We start from the raw sequence: 20,807 nt of genomic DNA on the forward strand, positions 1-20,807 counted from the left end.
AAGCCAGAACTCGATCGAAAATCGAGAGACAGTTTCAATCGTCGGCCGGAACGTCTCCGACGGTCAGCGTCACGAGCGCGATGCCCGGATCATCCGGTGACGTCCCGACGGTGAAACCGAGCGCCTGGCACATGGAGATCATCGAGGTGTTTTCCTTCAGCACCTCACCCTTGATCGTCTGGATCCCGTCCACCCTCGCATACCGGATGATGAGCTTCATGAGCGCCCACCCGAGGCCGACGCCCTTGAGGTCGGAGCGGACCATCACCGCATACTCCCCGGTCTGGTGATCCGGATCGGCGTGAAGGCGCACGACGCCGAGCAGATCTCCGGATGCCGGATCGATGGCGGCAAACGCGATCGCGCGCGCATAGTCGAGCTGGGTCAGCCGCGACAGAAACCGATGGCTGAAATCTCTCACGGGAGCGAAGAAACGAAGCCGCAGATCTTCGGGCGTGATGGTTTCGAAAAACGCTCTGAAAAGCTCCTCGTCCTCCGGCCTGACCGGTCTCACGAAGATAGTGCGATCGCCTTTGAGCGTAAGCGTCTGCTCCCATTCCTGGGGATAGGGAGCAATGGCAAGACGTGAAGCACCCGCTCTCCCCGGGCGTTTTTCGGGATGGCAGAGCGTCATGCGCGCATCGAGGCCAATGAGCCCGGACGGCAGCACGACGATCGGATTGATGTCGAGTTCCTGAATCTCCGGAATGTCTATGGTGATCTGCGACAGCTTGACCAGAGCTTCGGCGAGTGCCGCCTTGTCGAGGGCAGGCCGGGAGGGGCCGCCGGACAGGAGTTTTGAAATCCGGGTGCGGTCGATTTGTGCCTGCGCCAGTTTGAGGTCGAGCGGAGGCAGCTCGAGCGCGATGTCCCGGCTCTCCTCGATCGAGGTCCCGCCATGGCCGAACACGAGCACCGGGCCGAACTCGCGGGTTTCGGCAAGGCCAAGGTACAGCTCCATTCCGTGGCGATCCTCTAACATCGGATGAACCGAGATCCCCGCGATCGCCGCGCCCGGATAGTCCCGTTGCGTGTTTTCGATCAGCTCCTGCGCGGCCGAACGCACCGCGTCCGGGTGATCAAGCCCGAGACGGACACCGTCGATCCGGGACTTGAACGGCAGATCGGGGGAGACGAGCTTTGCAACGCAATGCCGGGACGTTTCGAAGAAACCGGCGGACAACTCCGCGGCTTCCTCGGCCGATGCAGCCATGCGGGTTTCCATGATCGGCAGATCGTAGGCCTTCAGGACGTCGCAGACCTCTTCAGGATCGAGCCAGCTCCGGTCCTGGCCGAGCGCCGCCTCGACGATGGTCCGCGCGCGCGTCACATCCGGCGAAAAGCTTGCCGGCAGACTCGGCGGCACTGCCATCAGGAATTCGCGTGCCTGGGCATCATGCGCCAGATGCATAAGACTGCGTGCCGCCTCGGCCGGACTGGCATAGTTGGGTATCTTCGCGGCCGTCAGCTCCGCCCGGATCGTGCCGTCGCTACCGATGAGGCCGGTGACAAGCGCCTTTTTTCTGCCAGTCCGTTTCTTGTCCGCTGCGGATGCGTTCATGACCGCTTCGGCAATGGATTTCAGGGGGGTGAACGCGCTGGCCGCCTGGAGCACGATCGCGCCGTCGACGGACGGGTCCTTGAGCACCGTGGTGATGGCCGAAGAGATGTCCTCCGGCGTGACGGTCTCCGTGAGAATGACCGAGCCGCCCGCAGCGGCCGTGACGTCATTGCCCGAAGGGGTGCGGCAGACCGGTTCGAGTTGTTTTCTGGTGTCGGCGCTGAGCGTCGCGAACTGTCCGCCGAGATCCTGCAGCCGGTCGACGGCCAGGCTGGCAAGGCTGCGCCCGTTCGCGATCACGGCGATCTCGTTGCATCTCGGCACGCGGATATGGGACAGCGTTTCGAGTGCTTCGAACATCTCGTCGAGATCGTAGACGCGCAGCAGGCCGGTGCGCCGGAACACGGTTTCATAGACAAGATCGGTTGTCGCCAAGCGCCCGGCATGTGTGCGGCCCGATCCCCCGGCATCCAGGCTTTTGCCTGACCGGATGACAATCACGGGTTTGCTGCGCGCAGCCGCCCGGGCCGCGGAGATGAATTTCCGGGGAAAGGCGATCCCTTCCAGGTGCAGCACGATGGAGCGTGTGCGGTAGTCCTGGGCGAAATAGTCGATCAGATCGCCGAGGTCGACATCGATGCGCGCACCCAGCGACACCACCGCTGAAAACCCCGTATTGTGGGTCTTCGCCCAGGAAAGCGTTGCATTCAGTACGGCGCTGGACCGGGAGAAAAACGCGATGTCGCCCCGCGCGGGAGTTTCTGCACTGAGCAGTGCGTTCAGATTGGAGGACGGGACGGCGATCCCGAGCGTTCCCGGGCCGATCAGGCGCAGATTGAACTTGCGCGCCGCTTCCCTGCACGCCTGCATCAGGTCTTCCGGCCAGGATTCGTAACCCGGCGAAGGGATCAGAACGGCGCGTGTTCCTCCTGTCCCGAGCCTTTCGATGGTCTCCGGAAGGGCCTCGGCCGGGCCGAGCCAGATCGCCAGGTCCGGCATGTTCTGCAAGCCGTCAAGCGAGGCGACCCTGTGCCCCTCTATGGAGACGTCCGTCTCCATCCCGACGAGATGAACCGCATGAGCAGGTTCGAAGGAGCGCAGGCAGTCCAGAAGCCTTGCCGTGATCGGGCCGGGATGCCGGCACGGGCCGATCACGGCAATGGAAGCAGGCGAGAAGAAACCTTCAAGATTGCGAATGGTCACGGAAAAAAGGCCTTTTCACAAAACAGCGGAACCGCAATCGCAGCCTAGAGCATCGGGCGATAAGTGTGCACCATTTGATGTAGGCACACAGCTCATTCGGCAAGGCGCGTCGCGCAGAGCGATGCGGTGTATCGGGCAAGCGGCGCAACGCTGCCGATGGGCTGCTTTCCATCACCCGATGCTCTCGCCGAGTTTTGAGACAAAAAAGTGTCCCGCGGACCGGGTTTCATCCGATCCGCGGGTGGAAGCCGTGACACGATGGCTCAGTGCGCCATGAGCACCGGAACCGTCATCGCTTCGAGGATTTCGCGCGTTGCACCGCCGAACAGGAATTCGCGCATCCGGCTGTGCCCGTAACCGCCCATGACAACCAGGTCGTGGCCGTTGTCGGACACCTGGTTGAGCACGGCATCGGCGACACCCGTCTGCGGGTTGGTGACAACTTCCACCGTGACGTTCATGTTGTGCCGCGCAAGGTAGTTGGCAACCTCCGCACCGGGTTGGCCCTGATCCGTTTGCGCGCGTTTTTCGATCACCAGAACAGTGATGTTGTCGGCTTTCTCCAGAACGGGAAGCGCGGAGTGAATCGCCCGCGTAGCCGTCGAGCTGCCGTCCCAGCCGACGAGCACGTTCTTGGGCTGGAAGGCGTTGCTGCCGATATAGGGAACGAGCAGGACCGGCACGCCGCTTTCGAAAAGAACCGTTTCAATGAGAAGTTCCCGCATCGGTTCGGGCCGGTCCGGGTTGGTCTGGCCGATGACCACAAGATCGGTGGGCCTGCAGTGAACAAGCACACTGTCCAGGGGGCCGCCGGTCAGGATTTCCGCGATACGGCCTCCATTGTTGACGGCGGCAAGGCGGGCAAGTTCGTCGAAGTCCTTCTTGGCTTCGTTGGCAGCGGCGATCGCCTGTTCGTGGGCGGCCTGCATGTAATCCACGGGCATCGGCGCTGCGGCGAATGCCGGAACGACCGGTTCAAACGCAAGGGCGAGCCCGGTGACATGTGCATCATGTGTGCGGCCGAACTCCAATGCGTATTTCGCTGCAGGCTGATCACCTGAAAGGTCGAGAATGGTCAATATGTCTTTGATGGGCATTTGTCCCTCCTTGGGCCGCGGTTTCAGCACCAGGTCACTGAAAACAATCTAGTAGGACCACTTGACCCGCGTCCTTGACCCGTATCAATCATTTTCTTTCGCAAAGGCCGGCTCGCGAGCGGCCGGCTGGCGCGTGCGGGAAAAATACGCGATAAGGTGAGCATGACGAAACGCTGGCTCTTTCTGGCAGTGCCGCCTCTTGTGTTTCTGGCTGCGGCCTTTGTGCTCGTCCAGCTCTTCATGGATCTGGACGAAGACGGCGTCGACCGCAAGGCCGCCGAACGGCTGACCCTTTATCGCCAGACGATCCTCGGCGAATACCAGAAATATCGCTATCTGCCCTACATGATCGCCCGCGACCCGAGGGCGACCTCGGCCCTGGCCACCGGTAGGCCCGATGAAACGGCGAACCGGTTCCTACAGGAAATGGCGGACAATTCCGGAGCCGATCTTCTCTACGTGATGAACCGCGACGGGACGACACTGGCTGCGAGCAACTGGCGCGACGAGCTTTCTCTTGTCGGCCGCAACTATGCCTTCCGGCCCTATTTCAAATCCGCGATCGAGGGCGAGGAGGGTCAGTTCTTCGCGATCGGCGCGACCCTCGGGGAGCCGGGCCTGTTCCTGTCGCGCCCGACCCCGGTTTCCGGCACGCCGACGGGCGTCGCCGTCGTCAAGGTTGACATGCGACCGCTCGAGGCGGCCTGGGCCGAGGGCGGGGAGACGGTTTTCGCCTCGGATGAAAACGGTGTGATCTTTCTCTCCAGCCGGGCGGAGTGGCGCTACAGCACCCTTGCCGAGTTGCCGTCGGCCGTTCGGGAGACGATCGACACGACCCGTCAATACGCCACCCAGGACCTCGATCCTGTCAGCGATCAGCCCGTCAGCATGAGCAAATTGCTCACCATCGACGGCAACGTGTTCCGGCACAACGCGGCCGATGTGGGTCTGCTCGGATGGACGCTTCACTTCCTGGTTCCGCTGGAAGAGACCCGCAAGAGCGTTCTGCCGATCTGGACCGCCGCCGTCGCGCTGTGCCTGGTCTATGCGATCATCCTCCTGGTGCTGCGCGGACGGCGCCTGCGCAAGACATCCGTTCAGTTGCGTCAGGAATCTGCGGACCTGAAGGAACTCAATTCGCGCCTCGTCGGCGAAATCCAGGAACGCAGGCGCATCGAGCGCGAACTGCTGGAAGCGCAGCGCGGTCTTGCCCGGTCCAACCGGCTCGCGGCTGTCGGGGAAATGTCTGCGGCCGTCGTCCACGAACTGAGCCAGCCGCTCGCCGCTCTCAGGATGTTCGTCGCCGGTACGCGCAAGTTCCTGGACAAGGGCGACACCACGACGGCCGTGGAGAATCTCGAAGAGATCGATTCCATCCAGCTCCGCATGGCCAGCCTCACCCAGGAGCTGAAGCGGTTTGCGCGTCCTGGCGAAAGCCGTATCGAGAAGATCGACCTCCGGGACAGCGTCAAGGCGGCGGAAAAGATTGCCCGTCCGAGGTTCGAGGAAACCGGGGTGGTCCTGAAACTGGACCTGCCCGAAACGGATCTCGATGTCGAAACGGCACCGCTCAGGGTCGAGCAGATCCTGGTCAACCTGCTGCGCAACGGCGCCGATGCCGCAGCGGGCGAGGACGATGGATATGTCAGGTTGGAGGCCGCAGCTGCCGGCAACGAGATCGTCCTCAGGATTTCCGACAACGGGCCGGGCATTCCCGACGATCTTCTGGAACGCATTTTTGACCCGTTCTTTTCCACCAAGACAAGTTCCGGCGGCATGGGGCTGGGGCTCGCGATCTCCATGCGCCTCGCAGATGACCTGGGCGGCAGCTTGTCCGTCAGGGCGAATGCGCCTAAGGGAGCGGTGTTCGAGCTGAAACTTCCCGCCGTGGACAGCGACATGGTCCGGACCGATCCGCCTCTCGATCTGGAAAACGAAGCCGCAGAATGACGGGACAACAGAACAGCCGAAAGGTTCTGATCGTCGACGACGATCCTTCCATGAGGGCCGCCTTGCGGCAATGGATCCGGCTTGCCGGATTTGCCACAGTGGAGGTGGCGACGGCCGACGAGGCCATGTCCAGGCTGTCCCCGGAGTTTGACGGTTGTGTCGTCTCCGACGTCAAGCTGGAAGGCGAGGACGGCCTGTCTCTCCTGCGCCGGATCGGCGAGCTCGACGGGGATCTGCCGGTCGTGCTCATTACCGGCCACGGCGACGTGCCGATGGCCGTAGAGGCGATGCGGGCGGGTGCCTATGACTTCATAGAAAAGCCCTTCGACCCGGACCACATCGCCGAAGTCGTGCGCCGTGCAGCGGACAAGCGGGCGCTCGTCATAGAGAACAGGGCGCTCAAGCAACAGCTGTCGGATGGCGCCGGTCTTGAAAGCCGCCTGATCGGGAACAGTCCGGCGATGCATACGCTGCGCCAGCAGATCCTGCATTTCGCCAGGACCGATGCGGCCGTTCTCATCACGGGCGAGACGGGAACCGGCAAGGAAGTGATCGCCCAGGCGCTCCACGATTTCAGCGACCGCAAGGACGGTCCTTTCGTCGCCATCAACGCGGCCGCATTGCCCGAGGCGATGGTCGAGGCGGAGCTGTTCGGTCACGAGGCCGGCGCGTTCACGGGCGCAGACCGGCAGCACATAGGCCGCATCGAGACGGCGCATGAAGGCGTTCTCTTCCTGGACGAGATCGTGTCGATGCCGCTCGCGCTGCAGCCCAAACTGCTGCGTGTGCTCCAGGAACGGAAAGTCGACAGGATCGGCGGGTCCAGATCGGTCGACGTCGACATTCGTCTCGTCAGTGCCTCCAACCTCGACCCCCGAGAGGCTGTCAGCTCCGGGCGGTTGCGGGAAGACCTGCTGTTCCGCCTGAACGCCATCGAACTTCACGTGCCGCCGTTGCGCGAGCGTGGGCGCGACAGCCTGCTTTTGTTCGACACCTTCCTGAACCGGCTGGCAGTTCAGTATGGCCTGAATGCACCGGATGTCTCCGCGCGAGACGAAGCTTTCCTGCAGACCTACCCGTGGCCCGGCAATGTCCGCGAGCTTCGCAACGCGGCCGAACGCTTCGTCCTGAACGCGGGTGTCAGTCCGCAGCCGCTGGAGATCCTGGTCACCGGCCACAAGGCGCTTTCCGCGCCCAAGGGTTCGGATGGCCTTAAGGCGCTGATGGACGAATACGAACGCAACCTGATCGAAAGTGCGCTGCGCCGTCACAAGGGACGCGTTGCGGATGTCTTGAGGGAGCTCAACCTTCCCCGCCGCACGCTGAACGAGAAGATGACCCGCCATGGACTGACGCGCGATCAGACGGGCATGACGGACATCCCGGAAGGTTGAGCGGAAACTTGCCGACAGCCCGCAGCGATCGGCAAGTTTTTGCCGATCGACCGCCGAATTGACGCGACGTTCGCGGGAAAAAGTCCTTCAAATCCGCCGAATTCCCTTATTTGCGCGTGACTGGCACGGAGCATGCTTTAAGCTGTTCGACTTGGAACGGGTCCGCGTGTCGAAACGCGCGCGGGTTCAGTGTCCAAGGATAATGAGCACAATCTCTGGGAGGATTTCATGCTCTTCTCTTTGAAGTCCGCAACCGCAGTTTCCGCGGTCGCGCTTACAGCTATTTTTGCCACTGAAACATTCGCCGCAGACGTAACCTGGAACGTGTCGCTCTGGGGCAAGCGCCGCGCGTTTACCGAGCACGTCGAAAAGCTGGCGGAACAGGTTTCGGCCAAAACGGACGGCAAGTTCGAAATCAAGCTGCATTACGGTGGCGCCCTGTCCAAGTCGCGCGAGAACCTGGATGGGATTTCCTTCGGCGCGTTTGAAATGGCGCAGTTCTGTGCGTCCTATCACGCCGACAAGAACCCCACCCTGACGGTTCTGGAACTGCCGTTCCTGGGCGTCAATGATCTGGAAACAGAGGTCAAGGTCTCCAAGGCGCTTTATGATCATCCGGCAGTTCAGGCCGATCTTGGCCGTTGGAACGCGAAGCTGCTGATGCCCTCGCCGATGCCGCAATACAACTTCGCCGGCAAGGGCGATGTGCCTGCGTCGGTTGCCGACTTCGACGGCATGCGCGTCCGCGCACTCGGCGGGCTGGGCAAGCTGATGGAAGCTGCCGGTGCCGTGCCGACATCGGTCACCGCATCGGAAACCTATCAGGCAATCGATTCCGGAACCGTTCAGGCGGCCGGCTTTGCGCCGCACGCGCATCTGTCGTTCAAGGTGGTTGAAGTCGCGGACTGGTGGACCAAGAACCTCAACCCGGGCACTGTCCATTGCCCGGTCGTCGTCAACGTGGAGGCCTACGAGGCCCTGCCGGATGACTTCAAGGCTGCCCTCGACGCGTCCGTCGATCCGGCACTCGATCATTATCTGGCGACCTATGCCAAGGTTTACGACAAGTGGTGGCCGGAGCTGAAGGAGCGCGGCATCGTCGAGGTTGAGTTCAGCGACGACGAACTCAGCGCCTTTGCCGCAAAGGCCGGCCCGATCCATGACGCCTGGATCGAAGAGCAGACAGCCGCCGGCCTTCCGGCTCAGGAACTGCTCGACATGGTCAAGAAAACCATCGCCGAATAAACCGGCCGACCTGGTTTGCACCAATTGCTCTCCGGCGTTTTCAGGAACGCCGGAGAGCCTTGACCCGGGGCTTTACATTCATGATGACAATTGATCCTGCGGGACGTTCCGGTGAGGAGCGACCGATGACCTACATCCGTTTCAGCGGGCTGCTGGCTCATGTTGAAAACGGGTTCAACCTGATCGCCGCTTTCTCGATCATCGCGCTGATCTTCCTCGCCGTGGCGCAGGTGTTCGGACGCCTTCTGTTCAACACCCCGATCCCCGGCTTCATCGACATAACCGAACAGGCCATGGCGATTTTTGCCTTCGCCGGTGTCGCCTACTGTCAGCGTGTCGGCGGGCATATCCGGATGGAGATCGTACTTGGCCAGCTTCGCGGACGCGCGCTTTACGTCTGCGAAATGCTCGGCGTGATCCTGATTGCCTTCACCGTTGCCCTGCTGATCTGGGGGGCGTGGTACCACTTCGACAGATCCTGGAACATCGGTGACAGCACGATGGACATCCGGTTGCCGACCTGGCCGTCGAAACTGGTTGTCCCGGTCGCCCTCAGTGTCCTGCTTCTGCGGCTGCTCCTGCAGATCTACGGTTATGCACGCCTCGTTGCCGATCCCTCGCGCGCGCCCGTGGCGGTTCCGGTCATCGAGAAGGTCGAGGAAGTCGCCCAGCATGAAATCGAGGAAGCCTTCGGCGAAGACACGGAAGGGGAGGGCTCCAAATGACCCCGTTTGAAGTCGGCCTTCTCATGACGGGTGTCTTGCTCGTCCTGGTCATATTCGGCGTGCGCGTCGCATTCGCCGCCGCCTTTACCGGCCTCGTAGGCCTGATCATTCACTTCTCCATGAAAATGGGGTTCGAACGCGGCTTTTTCGTCGCTCTCAAGATGGCAGGCACGATCCCGCATTCCAAGTCCGTCACCTATGCGCTGTCCGTGCTGCCGACCTTCATCCTGATCGGCTTCCTGGCGTTTTATGCCGGCTTCACCAAGCAGCTGTTCGAAGCGGCAAAGCGCTGGCTCGGCTGGTTGCCGGGCGGTATGGCGGTCGGAACCGTCTTTTCGACGGCAGGCTTTGCCGCCGTGTCCGGTGCATCGGTCGCGACCGCTGCCGTGTTCGCACGCGTGGCCATTCCCGAGATGCTCGCCGCCGGTTACTCCAAGCGCCTGTCGGCGGCCGTCGTTGCCGCGGGTGGCACGCTCGCCTCGCTCATCCCGCCGTCCGCCATCCTCGTCATCTACGCGATCCTGGTCGAGCAGTCGGTCGGCAAGCTGCTGATCGCCGGGTTCCTGCCCGGTGTCTTCTCCGCCCTGATCTACGTGGCGATCATCGTGGCGGTGTCGGCCTGGCGGGGCGATGCGCCGGCGGTCAAGGGGTTCACCTGGGCCGAACGGCTCGAGAGCGTGCCCGGAACGCTGCCGATCATTGCCGTGGTCGCGATCATCTTCTGCTCGTTCTTCTTCGGACTGGCAACACCCACGGAGGCCGGCTCGCTGGGCGCGTTCGTGGTTCTCGTCGTTGCCTTTGCCAAGGGCATGAAGGCAAAGCAGCTCGGGCAGGCGCTGCACGAAACCGCGAAGCTCACGGTGATGATCTTCACGCTGATCTGGGGCGTTCTCGTCTATGTCCGGTTCCTGGGTTTTGCCGGGCTTCCCGATGCTTTCCGTGACTTCATCGTCGGGCTGGAATACTCGCCCTGGATCGTCATGATCTGCATTCTGCTCGCCTATGCCGTGCTCGGTATGTTCATGGATGCGATCGGCATGCTGATCCTGACACTTCCGGTCGTCTATCCGGCGGTGATCGCCTTGAACGGCGGCGAGGGCGTTTCGGCGGCGGACAGTGCCTTCGGCATGTCGGGCGAGGCCTGCGCGATCTGGTTCGGGATCCTGGTGGTCAAGATGGCGGAGCTCTGTCTGATCACGCCACCCATAGGACTGAACTGTTTCGTGGTCTCGGGCGTGCGGCCGGACATACCGGTCCAGGAAGTCTTCCGCGGCTGCATTCCCTTCTTTGTTGCCGACGTCCTGACCATTGCCGGTCTGCTGGCCTTCCCCTCGATCATCACGATCCTGCCCTCCCTGATGGGCTGAGGCGGGGAAGCCACGGTGCGGGCAGGGTCAGCCGTATCGACCGTTTGACCAAAAAAATGCCGCTGGAGATTCTTTCTTCCAGCGGCATTCTCATTTCGAGTGCCGGACGAACATCCGGCTTTCCCAAAATCTGCTCAGTCGAAGACATGCGCCTGGCTGCGCGCCGTATCGAACCTGTTCGGACCAGGTGTTCCCGGAAAGAACCCGTTGGCGATGAAGATCCAGATGGCATAAAAGGCGCCGATAATCGGCACGAACATGATCAGAAGCATCAAGCCCGAAGCATCCCGGTCATGACTGCGCCGCACCTGGATCGACCAGTAGGACACGGTCGAAATCAGCAACAACCCCATGCAGATCAGTGCGGTTGTTGAACCGAACAGGGCGCCGAAAACCATCTGCGCATGTTCGTTCTCCGGGACCGTGCCCTCCAGCGCCATGACCTGCTGCAGCTCGGAAAACTGGGACATGAACAGCGTCACGAGAAGGATGATGTCCATCACCCAGCGAGCGGTGCCGATTGTCCAGTATTCCATCCGGCCCATGCGCCCGTGGAAGCTGAAGAAGATCGAGAGGAAGCCGGAGAGCGCCTTGCCGATGGAAAAACTGTCTCCATCGTCGGCATAGACCGCACCCCCGCCTGCGCCGGCATAGGCCGGCATCGCCGCGCCTGCATAACTGGTTTGCCGGTCACCGAATTGCGGAACGGATTGATGAGCTCCGCGCTTTCCGAATTGTTTGCGCTGCATTTGACTGCCCCGTACAAAAGCCTATGGCAAGATTGCGGACACTATATGCAGGACAACTTAAGATAGGGGTAAGGGAAGTGGTTAAACGAATGCTAAACCAAAAGAATAAAAACGCCGTGTTTAATCTTGTCTTGCCGGCTTCTGTAAAATTTCTTGTTTGAATTTGTTCTCCGTCAGAAGAGATCGCCCTGATCTTCCGGAGTGGCCTTGGGCGAGGGTGTTTTATTTGTCCTGGCCTTGGTCTTGCGCGGCACTGCTTTCGCCTCCTCTTCCCCTGCAATGGCAGCGACGCGTCCGTCGGCCAGTTCAATGGCAAGCAGCGCGCCGGGCGCGACGGCTGCCGCGGAACGGACGGGGTGTCCGCTCTCGTCCCGCACGACGGCATAGCCGCGCGCAAGAACATCCTTGTAAGACAACGATTTGAGCAGCTTCTGCAAGCCGTCGAGCTTTGATTTCTCCTGGGAGACGCGGGCAAGATAGGCCCGGTCGAGCCTTTCGGAAAGACCGGCCATGCGCTCCCTGCCCAGGGTCGTCTGCTGTGACAGACGGGCGGGTGTCAGGCGCACGGCCTGCGCCTCGAAGGCCTGTCGCTTCTGCCCGATTGCCACGGACAGCGCGCGTTGCTGCCGGTCTGCAGCCTGCTCCAGATCCTGCCGCGCCTTGGTGCTGAGCCGCGACAGAAGAAGTGGAGACAGGCGGCTTGCCAGGCCTTCAAACCCGGACCGGTGGTTCCGGGTGCTTACGATGAGAGCCCGTTCCAAACCGCTTGCCAGGGAATCGAATTTCTGCCGCGGCAGGGCGAGCAGGTCCTGCGGGGCGGGCAAAGCCGCGCTGGCGGCCCTCAGCTCGGTTCGCCGGCCTGTCACGAAACGGACAAGCCCGGAATTGAGGCGCCTCGACCGGTCGTCCACCATCGCCATCAGGTCGGCTTTGACTGGCACCGCGATCTCGGCTGCTCCGGTCGGTGTCGGCGCGCGCATGTCGGCGGCAAGGTCAATCAGTGTCCAGTCGGTTTCATGGCCGACGGCGGAAATCAGCGGGATCGCACTGTCCGCCGCCGCCCTGACCACGGCTTCCTCGTTGAAACCCCAAAGGTCCTCGATGCTGCCGCCTCCGCGTGCGACGATCAGAACGTCGGGCCGCGGCAGAGCGCCGCCGTCTTCAAACGCATTGAAGCCGCGAATGCCGTTGGCGACTTCCGCGCCGGACGTCTCTCCCTGAACCCGCACTGGCCAGACCAGCACGTGCAGAGGAAACCGGTCGGCTATCCGGTGCAGGATGTCCCGGATGACAGCACCCGTCGGCGAGGTCACCACGCCGATGACGCGCGGCATCGGCGGCAGCGGCCGCTTGCGCTCTTCCGCGAACAGGCCCTCCGCCGCGAGTTTCTTCTTGCGTTCCTCCAGGAGGGCCATCAGCGCACCGGCGCCTGCCGGTTCAAGCGCATCGATGACCATCTGATATTTCGACTGGCCGGGGAACGTCGTGATCTTGCCCGTGGCGATCACCTCGAGGCCCTGCTCGGGCTGGATCTTAAGCTTCGAGGCAACCCCGCGCCAGATCACGCCGGACAGGACCGCCCGGTCATCCTTCAGGTCCAGGTAGATGTGTCCGGAGCCCGGTCGGGAGATCCGCCCCAGTTCACCGCGCACGCGCACGTAGCCGAACGTGTCTTCCATCGTCCGCTTGATGGAGAACGAGATCTCGGAAACGGAAAACTCGGCGACGTTGGATGGCGTTTCGCTCACGCGGGTGATTCCTCTGTTCGCTCTGAAAGTGGCCGCTCGCGCGACAGGGGTCAAGGTGCGGGAGCTTCGTCGAACAATGCAGTTGGGGATGGCCCTAAACAGGAAAAGCGCTTTGCCAGATCCAATCGAAATATGTGCAGTTCGCTCCGTGCTGGATCTTCCGCCTTGAAACACTCACATTCGAGGGCGTACTAAAAACAATGGGAAAATACGAGTTCAAGATGCAGCGGCTGTTCTTGCGGCACATTCTCGCTGAAGGAGCCCGGATCGAGGCCGACCGGGGTCAGGCGAACTATCTGATCAACGTGCTGCGGATGAAGGATGGCGATTACATCCTGGTGTTCAACGGCAACGACGGTGAGTGGTTGGCGAAGATCTCCAGCAGCGGCCGCCGCGAATGCGCCTTTCAGATCATGGAGCGCACGCGCGAACAGACTGCACACAATGACCTGATCTATCTGTTCGCCCCGCTCAAGCATGCGCGGCTGGACTACATGGTGCAGAAAGCGGTCGAAATGGGCGTAGGCAGTCTGCAGCCGGTCATGACGCAGCACACGCAGTCGAGCCGCATCAACCTGGAACGCATGGAAGCCAACGTGATTGAAGCCGCCGAGCAATGCGGTGTTCTTTGCATCCCCGAAGTCGTCGGACCCCAGCCACTCAGGGAGGTGCTGGCCGAATGGCCCGACATGCACCCGGACCGGCGTCTTCTGTTCTGTGACGAGGCGGAGGGAACGCACAATCCTCTGTTGACGCTTGCGCAGATGAAAGAGGCGGGCCCCCAGCCGCTTGCTGTTATAGTGGGTCCCGAGGGAGGCTTTTCCGAAGACGAGAGAGCGCAGCTCCGGGCCCTCGACTTCGTGACGGCGATCCCGCTTGGCCCGCGTATCCTGCGGGCGGATACTGCTGCCGTCGCGGCCTTGACGATCATTCAGGCGACGGTGGGTGACTGGAGATAGAAATGCGGCCGGAGAGCCGCCTGCCGGACAAAAGAGCCGACAACGGCGCTGGCGGGCTGACGGAACATCTGCAAGGGGACATCGCTGCGCAGGCGGAACCATCTGCGGCGTCCAAACCGTTTCGCCTGCCCGTTGGCATCGCACTGGGGCTCGTCTTCTCCGTTTCCCTCGTGGTGCTGTGCGGAATCATCATCGCGTTTCTGGCAGCCTCCGACCGCAACATCGCCAAACGGCTCCTGAACGAACAGGCGCGCGCCGTGCTGAAAGGGCATGAGGAAGTCCTGCACAATTTCTTCACGCGCCAGGAACACCTGTTCCAATCGATCGCGAGTCACGCCGCACAGTCCGGGCGCAGGATGACGTCCTCCGACCTGACGCCGTATCTGGAACTTCTTCCCGAAGGTGTGAAGCTTGATCTCGGCCGCGCGGTCCTGGATGAGGCGCCCGCCGACCAGCTGCCGGAGGCCAACTGGTCGGAGTTCAAGTACCGGCAAGGCTTTTCGACCGCAGTCCGGGAACTGGAAATCGACCTTGGGAACGGCCAGATCCTTCTCGGATACTTTCCGCAAACGGTTTTTGCCAGGTTGGCGCGCGAAATGTCCTGGGACGAGCGGCAGCGGATCTTTCTCCTCGCCGGTCCTGACACGGCAATCGCGGTTGACGGTGTGCCGGAGGACCGCTTCGCCGCGTCTCCCGGCGCGGTCCTGCCTGATCTTGGCGGCCTGAGCGGCACACCGCTCCGCCTGCTCTGGCATGACCAGCCGAGCGGGCGAGAAATCGGTGAAGGCATCGAAGGCAGACTGTTTCCGGCTGACGGAGGCATGTACACCGCGATTTACGGCGAGGTCACGAGCGGACCGGCCAGCGGCTGGATTGTCGGCACGCTCTACCGGGCGGATGAATTCGGAGCGGTTCTCGACCAGACCTGGGTCGTGCTCTACGTGGCTCTCGGCGTCTTGATCGTCGGGGCGATCCTGTCTTTCCTGGTTGGCCGCATGCTGGGCCGGCCGCTGACACGCCTGGCCATGTCGGCTGCCGAACTCCGGCAACTCAATTTCGACGAAGCGCGGCGTCTGCCGCGCTCCCGCCTGGCCGAACTGGATGATGTCAACCAGGCCTTCAACGGCTCCGTCGGTGCGTTGAACGCGTTTGCGAAATATGTGCCCCGCGAGCTTGTATCCCGTCTGATCGAGGAAGGCATGACGCGTTCGCGCAACATCGAGCTGCGGGAGATGACGATCGTCTTCGCCGATCTGGCGGGATTTACCGGAAAGGCGTCTCATCTGACGCCGGAGGAGACCGCCACCTATCTCAACACCTATTTCGAGACGGTGTCCGAGGCGATCGCCGAAAGTGACGGAACGATCGACAAGTTCCTCGGCGACGGCGTCATGGCGTTCTGGGGAGCTCCGTCCGATCAGCCGGATCACGCTGCGATGGCGATCCGGGCCGTTGCCAAGCTGGCCGAGCGGATCAATGCGTCCTGCAGTGAGGACATGCGGGTCAGGATCGGCGTGCACACCGGCAAGGTGGTTGTCGGGGACATCGGAACGACCGCACGCATGAACTACACTGTCATCGGTGATGCCGTGAATGTCGCCGCCAGACTCCAGGAGCACGGCAAGGAAGTCGATGCAAGCGCCCGCGTGATCGCCTTGGCGAGTGGCGAGACAGTCGCGCAGATACCGGAAGGTTACGGCGGAGTGAGCCTTGGAAAGGTAAAGCTGCGTGGCCGGGACGAACCGCTGACCGTGTTCAGAATCGCGTGAAGCACCCGGGATCGGGTTTCATTGCTTGCATTCTTCTATGAAGCCTCCTAAATCACCCAAGCTCGAGGGCGTTTAGCGAAAAACGCGCCGGATCAATGCGGTATCCAGGTCGATTTCGAATTCCTCCCGGTAATCCGCGCAGACATTTAGGACTGCCTCATGGCCCGCGATACGGTCGATACCACGCCGATTGAAACTGTTGCCGATCTTGCAGCGACCCTTGAGGCGGGATGTAAACCGGAAGACAGGTTCCGGATCGGCACCGAGCACGAGAAATTCGGTTTCTGCCTGGAGCAGCTCTCGCCGATTCCCTATGAAGGCGCCAATGGTGTCGAGGCGGTTCTGGAGGGCATGGAACGGCTGCTCGGGTGGGAGCGGATCGAGGATGCCGGGAAGATCATCGGTCTTGCGGACAACGAGGGCGGCGGCGCGATCTCCATCGAACCCGGCGGCCAGTTCGAGCTGTCCGGCGCACCGCTTGAGAACCTTCACCAGACGTGCCGAGAGGCCAACCAGCATCTGGCGCATGTTCGCCAGATCGCCGAGCCCATGGGTGTCGGTTTTCTCGGGATCGGCATGACGCCGACCTGGACGCGGGAAGACGTTCCGCGCATGCCGAAGTCGCGCTACGACATCATGACCAACTACATGCCGAAGGTCGGCTCTCTCGGCCTCGACATGATGTACCGGACCTCGACCATCCAGGTGAATCTCGATTTCTCGTCCGAGGCCGACATGGTGCGCAAGATGCGCATCGGGCTGGCCTTGCAGCCGATTGCCACAGCGATGTTCGCAAATTCCCCGTTCACGGACGGCCGGCCCAACGGCTTCAAGTCCTTCCGCGCGCAGATCTGGACCGATACGGACCGGGACCGGACCGGCGACATGCCCTTCGCGTTCGAAGACGGTTTCGGCTTCGAACGCTATGTCGAGTGGGCACTCGATATTCCGATGTATTTCGTCAAGCGCGGCACGACCTACTACGACGTGACCGACACCACCTTCCGCCAGTTCATGAACGGGGCGCTGGAGGGCCGGGTCCCGGATGCCACGCCGAGCCTTGGCGACTGGAACAATCACCTGTCGACGCTGTTTCCGGATGTCCGGCTCAAGAAATACATCGAGATGCGCGGCGCCGACGGCGGTCCCTGGCGCCGTATCTGCGCGCTTCCGGCACTCTGGGTCGGTCTGCTTTATGACGACGGTGTGCTCGATCAGGCCTGGCAACTGGTTCAGGACTGGACGCAGGAAGAACGCGCGGCATTGCGCGCCGGCGTTCCGAAGACCGCGCTGCAGACGCCTTTCCGCAGCGGCACCGTTCTCGATGTCGCCAAGCAGGTTCTCGCGCTGTCGATGGAAGGTCTGAAGCGGCGGAACAGGTTGAGTGACGGCGACCTTGACGAGCGCGTTCACCTGGCACCCCTGGAAGAGGGCCTGGCGGCTGGCATGTGCCCCGCCGACATCCTCCTGCAGCGCTATGAAGGCTCCTGGAACGGCGATATCACGCAGGTTTTCCGCGAATACGCCTATTGAACGGACGCTACCGGCAAACGAAATCTGTTCGTTCATACGGTCTGGCGAAAGGCATCAATTGACCTGACCTCCCGAAAAGGCCACTCTTCTTGGGGACGGCCTTTTGTCTCAAGGCCTTGCCCGGGTCCGAGGGGAGCAATGCCATGATTGGCAGCGATATGGGGATGCCTCCATTTGACGTTTTTTCCTTGTCCGAAGATGTCAGGGAGCGCTTCGGCTGGTCGAATGATGATCTGAGCAAGGTCATGGAACAGCTTTTGCCGGCGGCCCTGAACGGCTTCCGCTACTTCGGCAGCGCCGTGCCCGGCTTTGCCGAGTTTCCCGGCGTGCCTGCATCGTTCGGTAGCGACGAGACCTCGCCCCTTTCCAGCTTCATGCAGAACGCGTCCGGAACCGCGCTGACGCCGTTCTTCGGTCCGGAGGCGGTGCAGAACGCCCTCGCCGCGCAGATCTCGGGCCTGACCGGCCTTCAAAGCGATGCGATCCAGGAGATGATGCCCGTTGCCGCAACGCTCGCGATGGGACAGGTCGCGCGCCCGTTCCTGCAAGGAGAGGCACGGAACCTGCTGGACGCCTATCTGCGCGGATTCGCCCGCGGGCGCCCGAAACCGCAGCCGACGCCGGTCGACTACATGCAGGGCTATGCCGATGCGATGACTGCGTTTTGGGGATCCTTCCTGCAACCGGCAAGCGTTGTCAGCCAACCGGCCGAACACGTCGCGGACCCGGAGCCGGAAGTGGATCTCCCCGAAGATGACGACGACGTGGCCGAGGAGCAGGCGTCGGAGTTTGACGAAATGGTCTCAAGCTGGATGGCAGCCGGACGCGACTTCCAGTCGAACCAGTTCAGGGCCTTTGACAGCTTTTTTGAAAAAGCAGCCCGGGATCTCGACGAGGACAAATAAAAAAAGACCCGCCGGGGGGCGGGTCAGTTTTCGTCAGCAAGGCTTGCCGACAGGGGCTGCAAATCCGGGGACGCAGAAAGAACTCAGGCGGCAATCTGTCCTGACTTTCCCTTGTGTCCGTCGATCAGGATCAGGGGCTGTTTCTCCAGAACGCTATTGGCTGCGCTGAGATTGAAAGCGCCGCCGAATGTCGTTGTGGTGCTCAAAACAGATGTCGGGTCTCGATAGAACGGTTCGGCCAACGCGCGTCGAACGTCGCTCCGCGTCAGGCCAATGTCCTTGAGTTGTTCGTCGGACCAGTGTGTGAGTTCGTTCACATGGCGCCGGTTGTTAAACACACGCCATGCACGGGCAGCCATCTGCCCGAGAAGAGCGACGAAGGGGATGCTTGCGAAATGCGTCATGGCAAAAGTCTCCTGTGAGCGGCCGACGGAAGTGTCGACAGCTTGTTCCGCGCCAGTTGTGGCGATCCTTGTTTGAGGAACATCCTCAAGATGCCCATTCCGCAAACATAAATCCAACGAATGTTTGTGATGGAATAGATCAGAAAGTGTGATGTGAGCAGGTCGCGCCGGAGATCCGCTGCGTGATGGGGCGTGAGAGAATAATCATTTCACCTTCGAATGGATGTCATGATAAACATGACGATCTCTTATCATTGGGGGGCTAATGCTCGATCTTGATCAGCTGCGGACATTCGTTGCCATTGCCGAGAGCGGCAGTTTCACCAGGGCCGCGGAAAACGTGCACAAGACCCAGTCGGCCGTATCGATGCAGATGCGGCGGCTGGAAGAACGGATCGGCAAGCCCCTGTTTGTCAGGGTGGGGCGGCAGTCCCGGTTGACCGAGCACGGAGAACGTCTGCTTCACTATGCACGGCGGCTGGTGCAGCTGAACGATGAAACCCTTGCCGCCTTCGACGACACCGAACTTGCCGGCCTCGTGCGCCTCGGCACTCCCGACGACTATGCGGATCGGTTCCTGCCTGAAATCCTGGCGCGGTTCTCAAGGTCCAACCCCAAGGCGGAGGTCAGCGTCGTGTGCGCGCCGACCCCCAATCTGGCCGACATGATCGGCGAGGGCGAACTGGACGTTGCGATCATCACCCATGTCCAGAAGAAGGGGCGCAAACACGTCGACCTCGTCAGGCGCGAACCGCTCCTTTGGGTCGCGTCCGCGCGTCACGCCATCGAAAACGAATCACCGCTGCCGCTGGCGCTTGGCCGAGCGACCTGCGACTGGCGCAAAGCCGCGATCAATGCTCTGGGCGACCAGATGCGCGAGCACCGTCTTCTGTATTCGAGCTGGAATTCGACGGCGGTCGGTGCCGCCGTGCTGGCAGGTCTCGCCATATCCGTTCTGCCGGAAAGTGCCCTGCGGTCAGGCATGCGTGTGCTGACGGAAGCCGACGGATTTCCGAAACTGCCGGACTGTGAAATCGGCATCATGCGCTCCTGGCACAACAGCTCGCGCGTGACCGATGCCCTTGTGGAGCACATTGTTTCCTCGCTCGACAACCTGTCGGTGCCACACGCGGCCGAGTAACACGTAGTTAAGAAAGTCAATTCAATTCAGCATCTTACATGAACTCTGCCTAAGCTGAGGCGCCGAATTTCCGTTTGTAATGTAAGAAATTTTGATGTATCTTTGCCAAATCAATTCGAATCTCAAATCATCCGCTTGATATGTGGTTGAACCGCGGAGTATTCCGATGAATCACGCGTTGGACATTGATCAGCTCCGCACGTTTTTAGCGATTGCCGAGCTGGGCAGCTTCACCAAGGCCGGTGAAGCCGTTCACAAGACCCAGTCGGCCGTCTCGATGCAGATGCGGCGGCTGGAGGAACGCGTCGGCCAACCGATTTTCATCAAGGACGGCCGCCAGTCTCGCCTGACGGAAGACGGTCAGCGCCTGGTTGAGTTCGCCCGCCGGATGATCCTGCTCAATGACGAGACCCTGTCTGCTTTCAACGGCAAGAAGGAAGTCGGCCACGTGAAACTCGGCGTGCCGGATGACTACGCGGACCGCCTCCTGCCCCAGGTGCTGGCGGCGTTCAACAGGTTGAACCCGTCGATCGAGGTGCAGGTCGAGTGCTCGGGCAGCAGCAAACTGACCGAGTCCATCCGCGAGGGCACGCTGGACGTGGCGATCACCACGTCGAGCGACACCATGGATCTCAGGGGCGAGATCATTCGCCGCGAACCGCTCTACTGGGTGACGTCCACGCAGCACTGCGCACATACGCAGGACACCGTCCGCCTTGCGCTGGGGCCGGCCTCCTGCGGCTGGCGGCGCATGTCCATGGATGCCCTGGACCGGGCGGGCCGGCGTTACCGTGTTTCCTATACGAGTTCCAGCGCCGCCGCTCTCGTCGGCGCGGTTCAGGCCGGACTGGCCGTGACCGTGTTCCCGGAAAGCGCGATCCGGGACGGCATGCGTATTCTGGATGAGCGAGACGGTTTCCCGACGCTTCCCTCTTGCGATATTGCGCTGTTGCGCTCGGATGCAGCACGTGAAGCGATGCACGATACCCTGTGCAATCACCTGATCGCGGCAATCGGAAATGTCGGCACCTCCGCCGCCCAGCTTGCTGCGGAATAG

The 20,807-nt window shown here is 61.7% G+C and carries 16 protein-coding genes; 11 read left to right on the plus strand and 5 right to left on the minus strand.

Annotated features, from left to right (window positions below):
- Positions 1-34 precede the first annotated feature (34 nt).
- Positions 35-2,764, minus strand: coding sequence for a bifunctional acetate--CoA ligase family protein/GNAT family N-acetyltransferase (locus ACO07N_RS13625; RefSeq protein ID WP_421981537.1), 2,730 nt, complete (start codon positions 2,762-2,764; stop codon positions 35-37).
- A 263-nt stretch (positions 2,765-3,027) separates the two neighbouring features.
- Positions 3,028-3,861 carry a universal stress protein gene (locus tag ACO07N_RS13630; RefSeq protein WP_421981538.1) on the minus strand — a complete coding sequence of 278 codons (834 nt, stop codon included), beginning with the start codon at positions 3,859-3,861 and terminating at the stop codon, positions 3,028-3,030.
- A gap of 162 nt (positions 3,862-4,023) precedes the next feature.
- Here ACO07N_RS13630 and ACO07N_RS13635 point away from each other — a divergent pair, with 162 nt between their 5' ends.
- The 5 genes from ACO07N_RS13635 to ACO07N_RS13655 all read left to right on the plus strand — a co-directional run bounded on the left by ACO07N_RS13635 (position 4,024) and on the right by ACO07N_RS13655 (position 10,542).
- Positions 4,024-5,811, plus strand: coding sequence for a sensor histidine kinase (locus tag ACO07N_RS13635; RefSeq protein WP_421981539.1), 1,788 nt, complete (start codon positions 4,024-4,026; stop codon positions 5,809-5,811).
- Complete coding sequence (locus ACO07N_RS13640) at positions 5,808-7,205, plus strand: sigma-54-dependent transcriptional regulator (RefSeq protein ID WP_421981540.1); 1,398 nt, start codon at positions 5,808-5,810, stop codon at positions 7,203-7,205. Before ACO07N_RS13635 ends, ACO07N_RS13640 begins: the two co-directional genes overlap by 4 nt.
- 228 nt (positions 7,206-7,433) lie before the next feature.
- Positions 7,434-8,450 carry a C4-dicarboxylate TRAP transporter substrate-binding protein gene (locus ACO07N_RS13645; RefSeq protein WP_421981541.1) on the plus strand — a complete coding sequence of 339 codons (1,017 nt, stop codon included), beginning with the start codon at positions 7,434-7,436 and terminating at the stop codon, positions 8,448-8,450.
- Between the two features lie 125 nt (positions 8,451-8,575).
- Positions 8,576-9,175, plus strand: a complete 600-nt coding sequence (locus ACO07N_RS13650; RefSeq protein ID WP_421981542.1) for a TRAP transporter small permease subunit — start codon at positions 8,576-8,578, stop codon at positions 9,173-9,175.
- Positions 9,172-10,542, plus strand: a complete 1,371-nt coding sequence (locus ACO07N_RS13655; protein WP_421981543.1) for a TRAP transporter large permease — start codon at positions 9,172-9,174, stop codon at positions 10,540-10,542. The genes ACO07N_RS13650 and ACO07N_RS13655 overlap by 4 nt, the downstream gene beginning before the upstream one ends.
- Before the next feature lie 134 nt (positions 10,543-10,676).
- On the opposite strand, the gene ACO07N_RS13660 is transcribed toward ACO07N_RS13655, so the two are convergent.
- Together ACO07N_RS13660 and xseA are read right to left on the minus strand one after the other, a co-directional pair.
- Positions 10,677-11,291 carry a DUF805 domain-containing protein gene (locus tag ACO07N_RS13660; RefSeq protein ID WP_421981544.1) on the minus strand — a complete coding sequence of 205 codons (615 nt, stop codon included), beginning with the start codon at positions 11,289-11,291 and terminating at the stop codon, positions 10,677-10,679.
- A gap of 173 nt (positions 11,292-11,464) precedes the next feature.
- On the minus strand, positions 11,465-13,039 hold the full coding sequence (gene xseA, locus ACO07N_RS13665; RefSeq protein ID WP_421981545.1) for an exodeoxyribonuclease VII large subunit: 1,575 nt from the start codon (positions 13,037-13,039) through the stop codon (positions 11,465-11,467).
- Positions 13,040-13,239: 200 nt separating this feature from the next.
- Between xseA and ACO07N_RS13670 the strand changes: the two genes are divergently transcribed.
- The 4 genes from ACO07N_RS13670 (at position 13,240) to ACO07N_RS13685 (ending at position 18,205) form a co-directional block, all read left to right on the plus strand.
- Positions 13,240-13,998, plus strand: a complete 759-nt coding sequence (locus tag ACO07N_RS13670) for a 16S rRNA (uracil(1498)-N(3))-methyltransferase (RefSeq protein ID WP_421981546.1) — start codon at positions 13,240-13,242, stop codon at positions 13,996-13,998.
- A 2-nt stretch (positions 13,999-14,000) separates the two neighbouring features.
- Complete coding sequence (locus ACO07N_RS13675; RefSeq protein ID WP_421981547.1) at positions 14,001-15,767, plus strand: adenylate/guanylate cyclase domain-containing protein; 1,767 nt, start codon at positions 14,001-14,003, stop codon at positions 15,765-15,767.
- Between the two features lie 159 nt (positions 15,768-15,926).
- Complete coding sequence (locus tag ACO07N_RS13680; RefSeq protein ID WP_421981548.1) at positions 15,927-17,300, plus strand: glutamate--cysteine ligase; 1,374 nt, start codon at positions 15,927-15,929, stop codon at positions 17,298-17,300.
- A gap of 143 nt (positions 17,301-17,443) precedes the next feature.
- Entirely contained in the window at positions 17,444-18,205 is a 762-nt protein-coding gene (locus tag ACO07N_RS13685) for a hypothetical protein (protein ID WP_421981549.1), read from the plus strand.
- Positions 18,206-18,288: 83 nt separating this feature from the next.
- On the opposite strand, the gene ACO07N_RS13690 is transcribed toward ACO07N_RS13685, so the two are convergent.
- On the minus strand, positions 18,289-18,609 hold the full coding sequence (locus ACO07N_RS13690) for a DUF1127 domain-containing protein (protein WP_421981550.1): 321 nt from the start codon (positions 18,607-18,609) through the stop codon (positions 18,289-18,291).
- Positions 18,610-18,874: 265 nt separating this feature from the next.
- Here ACO07N_RS13690 and ACO07N_RS13695 point away from each other — a divergent pair, with 265 nt between their 5' ends.
- Together ACO07N_RS13695 and ACO07N_RS13700 are read left to right on the plus strand one after the other, a co-directional pair.
- Positions 18,875-19,750, plus strand: a complete 876-nt coding sequence (locus tag ACO07N_RS13695; protein WP_319385966.1) for a LysR substrate-binding domain-containing protein — start codon at positions 18,875-18,877, stop codon at positions 19,748-19,750.
- Between the two features lie 166 nt (positions 19,751-19,916).
- Positions 19,917-20,807, plus strand: coding sequence for a LysR substrate-binding domain-containing protein (locus ACO07N_RS13700; protein WP_421981551.1), 891 nt, complete (start codon positions 19,917-19,919; stop codon positions 20,805-20,807).

The organism is Roseibium sp. (genome assembly GCF_965229775.1).
Taxonomy (GTDB): Bacteria; Pseudomonadota; Alphaproteobacteria; order Rhizobiales; family Stappiaceae; genus Roseibium.

Excerpts from the sequence above, each read along its gene's own strand:
- ACO07N_RS13630 (WP_421981538.1), bottom strand. The coding sequence starts at position 3,861 with ATGCCCATCAAAGACATATTGACCATTCTCGACCTTTCAGGTGATCAG.
- ACO07N_RS13635 (WP_421981539.1), top strand. The coding sequence starts at position 4,024 with ATGACGAAACGCTGGCTCTTTCTGGCAGTGCCGCCTCTTGTGTTTCTG.
- ACO07N_RS13640 (WP_421981540.1), top strand. The coding sequence starts at position 5,808 with ATGACGGGACAACAGAACAGCCGAAAGGTTCTGATCGTCGACGACGAT.
- ACO07N_RS13645 (WP_421981541.1), top strand. The coding sequence starts at position 7,434 with ATGCTCTTCTCTTTGAAGTCCGCAACCGCAGTTTCCGCGGTCGCGCTT.
- ACO07N_RS13650 (WP_421981542.1), top strand. The coding sequence starts at position 8,576 with ATGACCTACATCCGTTTCAGCGGGCTGCTGGCTCATGTTGAAAACGGG.
- ACO07N_RS13655 (WP_421981543.1), top strand. The coding sequence starts at position 9,172 with ATGACCCCGTTTGAAGTCGGCCTTCTCATGACGGGTGTCTTGCTCGTC.
- ACO07N_RS13660 (WP_421981544.1), bottom strand. The coding sequence starts at position 11,291 with ATGCAGCGCAAACAATTCGGAAAGCGCGGAGCTCATCAATCCGTTCCG.
- ACO07N_RS13670 (WP_421981546.1), top strand. The coding sequence starts at position 13,240 with ATGGGAAAATACGAGTTCAAGATGCAGCGGCTGTTCTTGCGGCACATT.
- ACO07N_RS13675 (WP_421981547.1), top strand. The coding sequence starts at position 14,001 with ATGCGGCCGGAGAGCCGCCTGCCGGACAAAAGAGCCGACAACGGCGCT.
- ACO07N_RS13680 (WP_421981548.1), top strand. The coding sequence starts at position 15,927 with ATGGCCCGCGATACGGTCGATACCACGCCGATTGAAACTGTTGCCGAT.
- ACO07N_RS13685 (WP_421981549.1), top strand. The coding sequence starts at position 17,444 with ATGATTGGCAGCGATATGGGGATGCCTCCATTTGACGTTTTTTCCTTG.
- ACO07N_RS13690 (WP_421981550.1), bottom strand. The coding sequence starts at position 18,609 with ATGACGCATTTCGCAAGCATCCCCTTCGTCGCTCTTCTCGGGCAGATG.
- ACO07N_RS13695 (WP_319385966.1), top strand. The coding sequence starts at position 18,875 with ATGCTCGATCTTGATCAGCTGCGGACATTCGTTGCCATTGCCGAGAGC.
- ACO07N_RS13700 (WP_421981551.1), top strand. The coding sequence starts at position 19,917 with ATGAATCACGCGTTGGACATTGATCAGCTCCGCACGTTTTTAGCGATT.